Source organism: Nocardioides potassii (genome assembly GCF_021648885.1).
Classification (GTDB): domain Bacteria; phylum Actinomycetota; class Actinomycetes; order Propionibacteriales; family Nocardioidaceae; genus Nocardioides; species Nocardioides potassii.
Map to the genome: position 1 here is coordinate 408,404 of NZ_JAKJHZ010000003.1, position 12,599 is coordinate 421,002.

10 protein-coding genes are annotated in these 12,599 nt (G+C 69.0%); 3 read left to right on the forward strand and 7 right to left on the reverse strand.

Annotated elements, in window-relative coordinates; genetic code table 11:
* Positions 1–22 precede the first annotated feature (22 nt).
* On the forward strand, positions 23–1,420 hold the full coding sequence (locus tag L2K70_RS03340; protein WP_236398965.1) for a GH1 family beta-glucosidase: 1,398 nt from the start codon (positions 23–25) through the stop codon (positions 1,418–1,420).
* Here the strand turns inward: L2K70_RS03340 and L2K70_RS03345 are convergent.
* From L2K70_RS03345 to L2K70_RS03355, 3 genes are all read right to left on the reverse strand, one after another.
* Complete coding sequence (locus L2K70_RS03345) at positions 1,410–2,357, reverse strand: carbohydrate ABC transporter permease (RefSeq protein WP_236398968.1); 948 nt, start codon at positions 2,355–2,357, stop codon at positions 1,410–1,412. The genes L2K70_RS03340 and L2K70_RS03345 overlap by 11 nt on opposite strands.
* Complete coding sequence (locus L2K70_RS03350; protein WP_236398971.1) at positions 2,354–3,322, reverse strand: carbohydrate ABC transporter permease; 969 nt, start codon at positions 3,320–3,322, stop codon at positions 2,354–2,356. Before L2K70_RS03350 ends, L2K70_RS03345 begins: the two co-directional genes overlap by 4 nt.
* Before the next feature lie 110 nt (positions 3,323–3,432).
* Entirely contained in the window at positions 3,433–4,812 is a 1,380-nt protein-coding gene (locus L2K70_RS03355; protein WP_236398974.1) for an ABC transporter substrate-binding protein, read from the reverse strand.
* A gap of 285 nt (positions 4,813–5,097) precedes the next feature.
* Here L2K70_RS03355 and L2K70_RS03360 point away from each other — a divergent pair, with 285 nt between their 5' ends.
* Together L2K70_RS03360 and L2K70_RS03365 are read left to right on the forward strand one after the other, a co-directional pair.
* Positions 5,098–6,183 (forward strand): ABC transporter ATP-binding protein, encoded by a 1,086-nt coding sequence (locus tag L2K70_RS03360; protein WP_236398977.1) that lies wholly within the window; start codon positions 5,098–5,100, stop codon positions 6,181–6,183.
* A 399-nt stretch (positions 6,184–6,582) separates the two neighbouring features.
* Positions 6,583–8,211: an alpha-amylase family protein gene (locus tag L2K70_RS03365; RefSeq protein ID WP_372477471.1), complete on the forward strand. Its 1,629-nt coding sequence runs from the start codon at positions 6,583–6,585 to the stop codon at positions 8,209–8,211.
* Between the two features lie 12 nt (positions 8,212–8,223).
* Here the strand turns inward: L2K70_RS03365 and L2K70_RS03370 are convergent, their stop codons facing one another.
* The 4 genes from L2K70_RS03370 to L2K70_RS03385 are packed head-to-tail and all read right to left on the reverse strand — an operon-like array spanning position 8,224 to position 12,575.
* A complete protein-coding gene (locus L2K70_RS03370) occupies positions 8,224–9,483 on the reverse strand; it encodes an ABC transporter ATP-binding protein (RefSeq protein ID WP_236398983.1) in 1,260 nt (419 codons plus the stop codon).
* Between the two features lie 7 nt (positions 9,484–9,490).
* On the reverse strand, positions 9,491–10,330 hold the full coding sequence (locus L2K70_RS03375) for a carbohydrate ABC transporter permease (RefSeq protein ID WP_236398986.1): 840 nt from the start codon (positions 10,328–10,330) through the stop codon (positions 9,491–9,493).
* On the reverse strand, positions 10,330–11,280 hold the full coding sequence (locus tag L2K70_RS03380; RefSeq protein WP_236398989.1) for a carbohydrate ABC transporter permease: 951 nt from the start codon (positions 11,278–11,280) through the stop codon (positions 10,330–10,332). The genes L2K70_RS03375 and L2K70_RS03380 overlap by 1 nt, the downstream gene beginning before the upstream one ends.
* A complete protein-coding gene (locus L2K70_RS03385; RefSeq protein ID WP_236398992.1) occupies positions 11,277–12,575 on the reverse strand; it encodes an extracellular solute-binding protein in 1,299 nt (432 codons plus the stop codon). Before L2K70_RS03385 ends, L2K70_RS03380 begins: the two co-directional genes overlap by 4 nt.
* Positions 12,576–12,599 lie beyond the last annotated feature (24 nt).

Here is a 12,599-nt window from a genome sequence, read left to right on the forward strand (position 1 = left end):
CGCCCGTCACTACGATGGGTCGGTGACCACCAGCACCCCAGCCGCCGCCGACCTCAAGCCCCTCGCGTACGGCGTCGCCAGCGCGTCGTACCAGATCGAGGGGGCCACCACCGAGGACGGCCGCGGCATCTCCATCTGGGACACCTTCAGCGCCGAGCCGGGCCGGGTCCGCAACGGCGACGACGGCACGCACGCCTGCGACTCCTACCACCGTCTCGACGACGACCTCGCGCTCGTGCGCGGCCTCGGGGTCGACGCCTACCGCTTCTCGATCGCGTGGCCGCGGGTCATGCCCGACGGTCGCGGGAAGGTCGAGACCCGCGGGCTGGACTACTACGAGCGGCTGGTCGACGCCCTGCTCGAGGCGGACGTCGAGCCGGCCGTGACCCTCTACCACTGGGACCTGCCGCAGGCGCTGGAGGACGAGGGCGGCTGGGTGTCGCGCAGCACGGCCGAGGCGTTCGTCGACTACGCGCGCGTGGTCCACGAGCGGCTGGGCGACCGGGTGTCGTCGTGGGCGACGCACAACGAGCCGTGGTGCGCGGCCTACCTGGGCTACGCGGCAGGCGTGCACGCCCCCGGACGACGTGAGGGCGCCGCGGGCCACCGCGCCGCCCACCACCTGCTGCTCGGGCACGCGCTGGTCCGTCAGGCCCTGCCCGACACGCACCTGGGCATCGTGCTCAACCTCGCCCCGGTGTGGCCCGAGACGCCGCAGGCCGAGGAGATCGCCGACGGGGTCGACGCGATCCGCAACCGCGTCTGGCTCGACCCGCTGGTCGACGGGGCGTACGACGCCCGCCTGCTCGACGTCGCGCCGGTGCTCGGCGACCCCGAGCTGGTCCGGCCGGGCGACCTGGAGGCGATGCAGGGCTCGATCGACTGGCTCGGCATCAACTACTACACGCCGATCCGGCCCGCCGTGCCGTCCGGCCACGGGGAGCCGCACCCCGAGCAGGGTGCGTACCCGGGCGTGCCCGACCTCGACCTGGTGGTGCGCGAGCCGCGCACCGACATCGGCTGGGAGGTCGAGCCGCGAGGGCTCGAGGAGCTCCTGGTCGACACCCACCGACGGGTCGGCGTCCCGCTGGTCGTGACCGAGAACGGTGCGGCGATGACCGACACCGAGGTCGTCGACGGCGTCGTGGACGACCAGGACCGCATCGACTACCTCGAGGGCCACCTCGCCGCCGTCGACCGGGCGCGGGCCGCGGGGGCGGACGTCCGCGGCTACTTCGCCTGGACCCTGATGGACAACTTCGAGTGGGCCGAGGGCTACGACAAGACCTTCGGTCTGGTCCACGTCGACCGCTCCTCTCCACTCCTGACGCGGACGCCCAAGGCGTCGTACCGCTGGTTCGCCGACCGGGCAGCGCCCGCACGGGGCCGTGCGCGCGCTGCCGGGCTGATCACCCCTTGACGCTGCCCGCGAGCAGGCCGCGCACGAAGTAGCGCTGCAGCGCGATGAAGACGACCAGCGGGATCGCGAGCGAGACGAACGCGCCCGAGGCCAGCAGCTGCCAGTCCTCGCCGCGCTGACCCACCAGGCTGACGAGCTTGACCGTCATCGGCGACACCTCGGGGCTGCTGAAGACCAGCGCGACCAGGAGGTCGTTCCAGACCCACAGGAACTGGAAGATCCCGAAGGCGGCGATCGCGGGCATCATCAGCGGCAGCATGATCTTGGTGAAGATGGCGACGTGGCCGGCGCCGTCCACCCGCGCGGACTCGATGAGCTCGCCCGGCACCTCGCGCATGAAGTTGTGCAGCAGGAAGATCGCCAGCGGCAACGCGAAGATCGTGTGCGACAACCACAGCTCGTAGAGGCCGCCGGCCGGCGCGTCGCGGCCCGCGAGCGGCATCAGGTTGCCGGGCGGGTCGACGTAGAGCTGGAGCAGCGGGACGAGGGTGACCTGGATCGGCACGATCTGCAGCGCGAAGACCGCCACGAACAGGGTGTCGCGGCCCTTGAAGTCGATCCACGCGAAGGCGTAGGCCGCGAGCGTGGCCAGGCTGATCGGGATCAGCACGGCCGGCACCGTGATCACGATGGTGTTGATCAGGTTGGTGGTGAGGGACTCGCCGGTGGATCCGCCGCTGAGGACGTCGCGGTAGTTCTGCAGGGTGAGCGAGGGGTCGGTGAAGAAGTTCCACCAGCCGTTGGTCTTCACGTCCGCCTCCGGGCGGAACGACGAGACCAGCAGGCCGAAGGTGGGGATCGTCCACACGATCGCGACGATGAGTGCGACGGCGGAGGCCCACCTGTTGGTGAGGCCCTTCTTCGCAGCGGTGGAGGCGGGGACCGCGGGTGCGGTCTCGACCGGGACCGTTGCCGCGGTCGGCGTGCTCGTGCTCATCGGGCCTCCAGCTTGCGCATCTGACGGATGTTGTAGATCACGATCGGGATCACCAGGATGAAGATGACCACCGCGATCGTCGCGGACAGGCCCTGGTTGCCGGCCACGAAGTTCTGTCGGTAGAACTCGTAGGCCAGCACGCTGGTGTCGAAGTTGCCGCCGGTGGCGGTCTGGACGATGTCGAAGACCTTGAGCGTCGCGATCGTGATCGTCGTCAGCACGACGATCAGCGAGGGACGGATGCTCGGCACCGTGATGTGGCGGAACATCTGCCACGCGCCGACGCCGTCGAGACGGGCGGCCTCGGTCATCTCCTCGGGGATGCCCTTGATCGACGCCGAGAGGATCGTCATGGCGAACCCGGCCTGGATCCAGATCAGGATGATGATCAGGAAGAACGTGTTCCACGGGGGCTCGAGCAGGAAGTTGTAGGTGTCGAGGCCGATCGACTTGAGGATCTGGTTGAGCAGGCCGATCTGGGTGCTGTCGCCGGCCTTGTAGTCGTAGACGAACTTCCAGATGATCGAGGCGCCCACCATCGAGATGGCCATCGGCAGGAACAGCAGCGCCTTGGCGAACTTCTCGAACGACGCCCGGTCGACCAGGACGGCGTAGACCAGTCCGATGATGGTGGAGATCGTGGGGGTGAGCAGCACCCAGAAGAGCGTGTTGCGCAGCACGGTCAGCTGCTGGGAGTTGGTGAACAGCGCGGAGTAGTTGTCGAGCCCGACGAACGGCGGGTCGAAGGTCGCCGCCCCGAAGAACGACTGGTAGATGGTGACGCCGGCCGGGTAGAGCAGGCCGATGCCGATCAGCAGCAGCGACGGCCCGAGGAACGCGGCCGCCTGGACGCGCTCACCCTGTCTGGAGCGCAGGCGCTGGGTCAGCAGCAGGATCGCTGCCATCACGCCGTAGAAGAGCAGCACGGCGATGGCCATGTGGAAGAACTTCTCGGAGGTGGTCACGTGGTGCTCTCTCCCTCGGGTCGGATCGCGGGTCGGGTCAGGTTCCGCACGGACGGGACGACGAGGCCGGCCGGGCCGGGGATGACCCCGACCCGACCACCCTCCTCACGTCACGACGCGGGCCAGGACTCCTCGATGTTCTTGAGGGCGTCCGACGACGACTCGCCGGTGATCCAGGCGGTCATCTCCTTCCAGAACGAGCCGGCGCCGACGGCGCTGGGCATCTGGTCGGAACCGTCGAAGCGGAAGACGGCCTCGGGGTCCTGGAACGTCTCGGCCGACAGCTTGTCGATCGGGCTCGTCAGGTTGTTGATGTCGAGACCGGTGTTGGCGCTGACCCAACCGCCACCGGGCGTGGCCTTGGCCTTCTCGTTGGCCCACACGTCCGAGGACAGGTAGGTCTGGAACGCCTGGACCTCGGGACGGTCGTCGAACGCGGCGACGAACTCACCACCGCCGAGGACGGGCTTGCCGTTGTCCTCGTTGGTCGTGGGCAGGTAGAAGGCGAACACGTCGCCGTCCTCGGTGACCTTCGTGCCCTCGGGCCACTGCGCCGCGTAGAACGACGCCTGGCGGTGCATGCCGCACTCGCCCTTGAGGATCGGCAGGCCGCCGTCCTGGAAGGCCGTGGTGGCGATCGACTTCACGTCGCCGAAGCCGCCGTTGACGTACTTGTCGTTCTTCAGGATGCCGCCGACGCGGTCCAGGGAGTCGACGATGGCGGGGTCGTCGAAGGCGATCTCGTGGTTGACCCACTGGTCGTAGACGTCGGGACCGGCGTCACGCAGGACCGCGTCCTCGAGCCAGTCGGTGGCGACCCAGCCGGTCGCCTCACCGGACTCGATGCCGGCGCACCACGGCTTGATGCCCTTGGCGGCCATGTCGTCCGACAGCGCGAGCATGTCGTCCCAGGTCTGCGGGACCTCCCAGCCGTTGTCGGAGAACATCTTGGGGGAGTACCAGACGAACGACTTCACGCTGGCGCCGAGCGGGGCGGCGTAGAACGTGCCGTCGACCGTGCCGTAGGACTTCCAGTCCTCGCCGAAGAACTCGTCGACGTTGTCGGCGACCGGCTGGGGCGCCTCGACGACCTTGCCCGAGCTGACCAGGGTCTTGAGCAGGCCCGGCTGCGGGATGTAGGCGATGTCGGGGGCGTTGCCGGCCTTCACGCGGACGACGAGCTGGGTCTCGAACTGGTCGGAGCCCTCGTAGTCGACCTTGGCGCCGGTGCAGTCGGTGAAGACCTTGTAGGAGTCCTCCTGGGCCTGCTGCTCGGGCGGCAGGATGGAGGTGTAGATCGAGACGGTCTTGCCCGTCAGGTCACCGAACTGCTCGAGCTGGGCGCACTCCGGCTTGCCCTTGCCCGGCGCGTCGCCGCTGACCTCGTTGCTGCCGCCGCCGTCGTCGCTGGCGCAGGCCGCCAGGCCGAGGGTCGAGACGGCGACCACCGCGACGGCGGCCAGTCCCTTGCGGGTCCGTTGGTTCTTCATTCGACGTTTTACCTCTCGTTGGGGTGCGGCCATGGCAGGAGGGGTGCCCCGTCTCCACGATCCGCCGGTGCTGGGCCGGTGGTGGGAAGTGACCGGCGTCACGCAAAGATGAAAACGTTTGCAACGGTCTTTCGTCAACGCTGGTCTAGGTCACGGTTGCGTAACAGCGCGATCGGCGTGGGAGGGGTAGTGTGCGCCGGGTGTGACGCCGCTCACGGGCGTCCGCACGTCCCTTCCACTACGGATCGTCCGGCACGTTCCTGCCGGTGAAGGAGTGAACGAGTCATGGCATCAGTGACGTTCGAGAAGGCCCAGCGGTGGTATCCCGGGGCCGACGCACCAGCAGTGCCCGGCATCGACCTCGAGATCAAGGACGGCGAGTTCATGGTGCTCGTCGGTCCCTCGGGCTGCGGCAAGTCCACCACCCTGCGCATGCTCGCGGGGCTGGAGGAGGTCAACGACGGGAAGATCTTCATCGGCGACCGCGAGGTCACCAACGTCCCGCCGAAGGACCGCGACATCGCGATGGTCTTCCAGAACTACGCGCTCTACCCGCACATGTCGGTCGAGGAGAACATGGCGTTCTCGCTGAAGATGGCCAAGGTGCCGGCCGCGGAGCGCAAGGAGCGGGTCGCGAAGGCGGCCGAGATCCTCCAGCTCACCGAGTACCTCCAGCGCAAGCCCAAGGCGCTGTCCGGCGGCCAGCGCCAGCGCGTGGCGATGGGCCGTGCGATCGTGCGCAACCCGCAGGTGTTCTGCATGGACGAGCCGCTGTCCAACCTGGACGCGAAGATGCGCGTCGCGACCCGCACCGACATCGCCCGCCTCCAGCAGGACCTCGGCGTCACGACGGTCTACGTCACGCACGACCAGGTCGAGGCGATGACGATGGGCGACCGCGTGGCCGTCATGAAGCTGGGCGTCCTCCAGCAGGTCGACACCCCGCTCAAGCTCTACGACAAGCCCGCCAACCTCTTCGTCGCGGGCTTCATCGGCTCGCCGCAGATGAACCTGCTGGAGGGCGTGGCCGACGAGAACGGCGTCGTGCGTCTCGGCAAGTACGCCGTGCCGGTCGACCCGACCGCCGAGAAGAAGATGAAGGGCAACGTCACGGTCGGCGTGCGCCCCGAGAACTGGCGCCTCGTCAGCGCGGAGGAGGGTGGCCTGCCCGTCACCGTCACCGTGGTCGAGGAGCTCGGCGCGGACAGCTTCGTCTACGGCACCTGCGACGTGGAGGGCACGCCCTCCAACGTGATCGTGCGCGTCTCCGGGCGCCACCACCCGCAGAAGGGCGAGACGCTCCACGTCACCACCGACCCCGAGCACGTGCACGTCTTCGACACCGAGTCGGGCGAGCGCCTCTCCGACTGACGGTCCTCACCGTCGGTCGAGCAGCCGAGCGAGGAACGAGCGAGGCGTATCGAGACCTGCCCTTCGGGGCGGGTCTCGATACGCCGCTCGCTGGCGCTCGCGTGCTACTCGACCGACGGGCTCTTCGCGCGATTGAGGCGCATCGAGACCTGGTCCCTCGGAGGTGACCCCCTAGTGACTCCCGTGACGCGGACCGACGCCGGCTTTGAGGGCAGGCTGCAGCAGCTGGCGCCCGACCTGCTCCGCACGCTCGAGCGGGTGTACGGCGCCGAGGCCGCGCCGGCCGTGGCCGACCGGCTGCTCACGATCGGGCGCGCCGCCCACGACGTACGGCCCGACGAGCTCCGCGCGCTCGACGAGCGTCGGCTGGCCGAGCCCGACTGGTTCCAGCGGCCCGGCATGCTCGGCTACGCGGCGTACGCCGACCGGTTCGCCAGCACGCTGCGCGGCGTCGAGGACCGGGTGCCGTACCTCCGCGACCTCGGGGTCGGCTACCTCCACCTGATGCCGCTGCTGACGCCGCGGCCCGCACCCAACGACGGCGGCTACGCGGTCGCGGACTACCGCTCCGTGCGCCCCGACCTGGGCGACACCCACGACCTGCGCGACCTCGCCACCACGCTGCGCGGCGAGGGGATCAGCCTCTGCCTCGACCTGGTGCTCAACCACGTCGCACGCGAGCACGCGTGGGCGGAGGCCGCCCGCGCGGGCGACGAGGACAAGCGCGGCTACTTCCACGTCTTTCCCGACCGCGAGGTGCCCGACGCCTACGAGGCGACGCTGCCTGAGGTCTTCCCCGACTTCGCGCCCGGCAACTTCACCTGGGACGACGAGCTCGACGGGTGGGTGTGGACGACGTTCAACGACTACCAGTGGGACGTCGACTGGTCGAACCCCGCCGTGCTGTGCGAGTACGCCGACATCATCCTCGCGCTGGCGAACCTCGGCGTGGAGGTGTTCCGCCTCGACGCGATCGCCTTCATCTGGAAGCGGCTCGGCACGGACTGCCAGAACGAGCCCGAGGTGCACGAGCTGACGCGCGCGCTGCGCACCGTCGCCCGGATCGCGGCGCCCGCGGTGCACTTCAAGGCGGAGGCGATCGTCGGCCCGGCCGACCTGCCGGCCTACCTCGGCGTCGGCGAGCACGCCGGCAAGGTGAGCGACCTCGCCTACCACAACGGGCTGATGGTGCAGGTCTGGTCGATGCTCGCCTCCGGCGACGTCCGGCTGGCGACGCACGCGCTCCAGGGGATCCCGCAACCGCCGCCGACCACGGCATGGGTGACCTACGTCCGGTGCCACGACGACATCGGGTGGGCGATCGCCGACGAGGACGCCTGGGCGGTCGGCACCGACCCGTCGGCGCACCGCCGCTTCCTGTCCGACTGGTACTCCGGGTCCTTCCCGGGCTCGTGGGCGCGCGGCCTGGTGTTCCAGCACAACGAGCAGACCGGCGACCGGCGGATCTCCGGCTCGCTGGCCTCGCTGGCCGGGCTGGAGGCCGGGGACCCGCAGTCGGTCGCGCGGATCCTGCTGGCGCACGCGGTGGTCCTGTCCTTCGGCGGCCTGCCGGTGATCTGGATGGGCGACGAGCTCGGCCTCCTCAACGACCCGCACTGGGCGGACGACCCGGCGCACGCCGCGGACAACCGCTGGGTGCACCGGCCCCGGATGCCGTGGCCCACGGTCGAGCAGGGCCGGGACCCGCACCGCATCACGGCCGGCCTGCGGCACCTGCTCGCCGTACGACGGTCGCTGCCCCACCTGCACGCGGCGACCCCCACCGAGGTGTGGGACCCGCGTGACCCCGGCGTGCTGCTCGTGGTGCGGCGCCACCCGTCGGGGCCGCTGCTCGCGGCCCACAACGTCACGGGGGAGCGGGCCTGGGTCGACGCCGACGTCCTGCACTGGCTCGGGCTGCACACCGACGGGCTCCGCGACGCGATCAGCGGGACCGCTCCCTCGCTGCACGAGGGGGCGGTCCCGCTGGAGCCGTACGCCGCCGCGTGGTTGCACGACGGCGGCTGAGCCTCGCCTGCGTCAGGTCGCGCTGGCCTCCGGCTTGACGTCGTCCTGCTCCTTGCCGACCTCCTCGGCCTTCGCCATCGCGTTGCCGCCGGGCACGATGCCGGCGTGGTCGGCGTCCATCGTGAGGTTCTCGCCGGTGGACGGGTCGAAGAGGTGGATCTTGCGGGCGTCGACCCAGATCGTCGCCTCGTCGCCCTCCTTGATGCGGCTCGCGCCGTCGAGGGAGACGACCAGCTGCGTGCGCAGCGACTCGCCGTCGAGGTCGCGCTCGAGCTGCTGGAGCTGCTCCTGCACCTCCGGCGGCGCCTCGAAGGGGATGTAGGCGTAGGCCTCGTTGCCGAGCCACTCGACGACGTCGACGGTGGCCGAGAAGGTCGCCTCGTCGGTGACCTTGTCGGAGTCCATGACCGAGGCGTCCTCGAAGTGGTCGGGACGGATGCCGGCGATCAGCAGCCCCTTGCCCTGGGCCTTGGCGGCCTTCTCCTCGGGGATCGTGACCGTGCCGAACGGCAGCTCGACCTGGTTGCCCGTGACCGTCGCCGGCAGGAAGTTCATCGGCGGCGAGCCGATGAAGCCCGCGACGAACAGGTTGGCGGGGTTCTCGTAGAGCTCGCGAGGAGTCGCGTGCTGCTGGAGCACCCCGCGCTTGAGCACGGCGACGCGGTCGCCGAGCGTCATCGCCTCGGTCTGGTCGTGGGTCACGTAGACCGTGGTGATGCCCAGGCGCTTCTGCAGCCGCGAGATCTCCGTGCGCATCTGGCCGCGGAGCTTCGCGTCGAGGTTGGACAGCGGCTCGTCGAAGAGGAACGCCTCCGCGTCACGGACGATCGCGCGACCCATCGCGACCCGCTGGCGCTGGCCACCGGACAGGTTGCCGGGCTTGCGCTCGAGGTGCTCGTCGAGCTCCAGCGTCTTCGACGCCTCCCGCACCTTCTCGTCGACCTCGGAGTCCGACGCGTTCTGCAGGCGCAGCGGGAAGGCGATGTTCTCGTAGACCGTCAGGTGCGGGTAGAGCGCGTAGTTCTGGAACACCATCGACAGGTTCCGGTCGCGCGGGGCGAGGTCGTTGACCCGCTTGCCGCCGATGACCATGTCACCGTCGGTGATGTCCTCCAGGCCGACGATCATCCGCAGCAGCGTCGACTTGCCGCACCCCGACGGCCCGACGAGGATGAGGAACTCGCCGTCCTCCACGTCGATGCTCACGTCGTTGACGGCGGGGAAGCCGTCGCCGTACTGCTTGACGATGTTCTTCATCTCGATGGCAGCCATGTGCTGATCACCCCTTCACTGCGCCGGAGGTGAGACCGGCGACGATCTTGCGCTGGAACAGCAGGACGATGACGATCACCGGCAACGTGACGATGACCGACGCCGTCGCGAGCTGCGCGTACGGCGGGTTGAACGGGTCGGGTCCGACGAAGAACGACATCTGCGCCGGCACCGTCCGCGAGGACGTCGTGGAGGTCAGCGAGATCGCGAGCACGAACTCGTTCCACGCGAAGAAGAAGGTCAGGATCGCCGCGGTGAACACGCCGGGTGCGGCGAGCGGGACGATGACCTTGCGGAAGGCCTGCCACGACGTGGCACCGTCGACCTGGGCGGCCTGCTCCATCTCCCACGGGATCTCGCGGAAGAAGGCGGACAGGGTCCAGATCGCCAGCGGCAGCGTGAACGACATGTAGGGGATGATCAGCCCGGGCCAGGTGTTGAACAGCCCGAACGTCGTCCACATGTCGAAGAGCGGCCCGACGAGCGCCACGACGGGGAACATCGCGATCGCGAGCGCCAGCGAGAGCACGAGGCGCTTGCCCCTGAACTCCAGCCGGGCGATGGCGTAGGCCGCCAGGGTCGCGAAGATCACCGACAGCACCGTCGCGATCAGCGAGATGCCGAAGGAGTTGATCAGCGCCCGCGTGAAGTCGGGGTTGTCGATGATCGCCTTGTAGTTGTCGAACGTCGGCTCCTTGGGCAGGAACTGCGCGCTGCCCGCGCCCGTCTCGCCCTCGGACTTGAACGACAGCGAGATGATCCACGCCACCGGGAACAGGCACCACAGCATGATCAGGACGAACCCGATCCAGGTGCCGACCTGGTTCTTTCCGCTCTGCTTCGCCATCAGCCCTCACCCCTCGCCTGCGCCAGGTCGACCCGGAACAGCTTGACGATCAGCCACGCCAGCAGCAGGACCGACAGGAACAGCAGCACCGACATGGCCGAGCCGAGCCCGAGCTGCATCTGCTCGATCACCTGCCGGTAGGTGAGGAAGGAGATCGACTGCGTCCCCTCGGCGCCCTTGGTCATCACGAAGATGTTGTCGAAGATCCGGTAGGCGTCGAGCGCGCGGAAGAGAACCGCGACCATGATCGCCGCCCGCATGTTGGGGAGGATCACCTTGGTCAGCCGCTGCGTCCACGTGGCGCCGTCGACCTTGGCGGCCTCGAGCATGTCCTCGCTGACCTGCGCCAGTCCGGCCAGCAGGAGCAGCGCCATGAACGGCGTGGTCTTCCAGATCTCCGAGACCATGATCGCGAACATCGCGTGCGGGTAGTCGCCGAACCAGTTGGTGTCGTCGGCGATGAACGGCAGCCAGTTGAACCACGAGTTCACGAAGCCGTTGTTGAGCGAGAAGGCGAACTGCCACGCGAACGCCGAGACCACGGTGATGATCCCGTAGGGGATGAGGATCGAGGTGCGCATCAGGCCGCGTGCGAAGACGATGCGGTGCATCACCATCGCGAACGCGAACCCGATGACGAGCTCGACCGCCACCGTCACCACCATGATGAGCAGCGTCGTGAGCGTGCTCTTCCAGAACTGGTCGTCGCTGAGGATCGTCAGGTAGTTGTCGATCCCCACGAACGCCCGGTCGTCCGGTGCGGTGAGCCGGTAGCGGAAGAGCGAGAGGTAGAGCGCCTGGATCATCGGCCACGCCGTCACCAGGAGCATCAGGACCACCGCCGGTGCGACGAGCTTGAGCCCGAGCCGGTTCTCGGCCTGGGCGCGGTCGCTCGCCGCCCGCTTGGCCGCCTTCGTGACGTCCTTCTCGGGTGCCATGGTCGCGGTCACAGCAGGTCACCTCCCTTCAGCACGTCCTCGATGAAGACGGTCGACCGCTCGGGCGTGTCCTTGTCGACGGCCCGCGGCGGGTGCCAGATGTTCTGGATGGCCCCCGACACGTCGCTCCAGTACGGAGTCACCGTGCGCGGGGCGGCCGCGTCGACGCTCGCCTGGAAGAGCTCCAGGAGGTCGGCGGGGTACTGGTCCTCGAGCTTCGGGTACTCGTAGCCCTTCGTGCTGGCCGGCATGTTGCCGGTGATCTCCGCGTTGACGCCCTGGCTCTCGGGGCTCACCAGGCACTGCGCGGCCTCGAGGGCGAGGTCCTTCTCGTCGGAGAACTCGCTGACCCCGATGCCGATGCCGCCGTAGGGGGGCCGCGACTCCTCACCCTCCACGGTCTGCGGGTAGCGGGCGTAGCCGATGTCCTTGGCGACGTCCGGCGCGGTGTCGTCGTAGTTGTGCCAGATGTAGGTCCAGTTGACGAGGAACGAGCCCTGGTCGGAGCCGAACGTCGAGCCCGCCGTGCCCTCGTTGGAGACGCTGAGGTCCGCGGGTGCGGCCTCGGAGGTGGCGAGCTTCTCGATGATGGCCGCGGCGTCCTGCCCGGCCTCGTCGCCGAGGGTGATCTTCGCGTCGACGCCCTCGCCGGCGTCCTCCAGGATGTGGCCGCCCGCGCCCTCGACGAGGGCGTTGATCCACACGACGTAGCCCTCGTACTTGTTGGCCTGCACGCCGATCTTGGCGTCGTTCTCGTCGGCCGCGTCGATGATCTGGTCCCAGGTCACCGGTTGCGACATGTCGATGCCGGCCTTGTCGACGAACGACTTGCGGTACCAGAGGACCTGCGTGTTGGACCAGAACGGGAAGACGACCAGCTTGTCCTTCCACGTCGCCGCATCCATCGCTCCCTTGAAGGTGCCCTGCTCCTCGAGCTTGGCCTTGGCGTCCTGCGGGACCTCGGCGAGGAAGCCGGCGTCGGCGAACTCGGCGGTGAACGGCGGGTCGATCGACATGAGGTCGATGGACGGGTCCTTGGCCGCGAGGCGCCGCGCGAGCTGGATGCGCTGCTGCCCGGCGTCCTGCGGCAGGACCTGCGTCGTGATCGTGTACTCGTCGGTCGAGCAGTCCTTCGCGATCGCGGCCTGGCCGCCGCTGTCGGGGTTGATGTACCAGACGAGCTCCGGCTTGCCGCCGTCCCCACCACACGCGGCCAGGAGGCTGCTGGCGAGCGCCAGCGCGGCCACCGATCCTGCCGCGCGTCGGGGGCGGGGGCGCGGAGACCCGGTCGATGATCGGGATGCCATGCGCTCTCCTCCTCTGTGACCTAG

What these genes read in the sequence shown, in the direction of transcription:
- L2K70_RS03370 (WP_236398983.1), bottom strand. Translation starts at nt 9,483, where the DNA reads ATGGCTGCCATCGAGATGAAGAACATCGTCAAGCAGTACGGCGACGGC.
- L2K70_RS03355 (WP_236398974.1), bottom strand. Translation starts at nt 4,812, where the DNA reads ATGAAGAACCAACGGACCCGCAAGGGACTGGCCGCCGTCGCGGTGGTC.
- L2K70_RS03360 (WP_236398977.1), top strand. Translation starts at nt 5,098, where the DNA reads ATGGCATCAGTGACGTTCGAGAAGGCCCAGCGGTGGTATCCCGGGGCC.
- L2K70_RS03385 (WP_236398992.1), bottom strand. Translation starts at nt 12,575, where the DNA reads ATGGCATCCCGATCATCGACCGGGTCTCCGCGCCCCCGCCCCCGACGC.
- L2K70_RS03375 (WP_236398986.1), bottom strand. Translation starts at nt 10,330, where the DNA reads ATGGCGAAGCAGAGCGGAAAGAACCAGGTCGGCACCTGGATCGGGTTC.
- L2K70_RS03365 (WP_372477471.1), top strand. Translation starts at nt 6,583, where the DNA reads ATGCTCGGCTACGCGGCGTACGCCGACCGGTTCGCCAGCACGCTGCGC.
- L2K70_RS03345 (WP_236398968.1), bottom strand. Translation starts at nt 2,357, where the DNA reads ATGAGCACGAGCACGCCGACCGCGGCAACGGTCCCGGTCGAGACCGCA.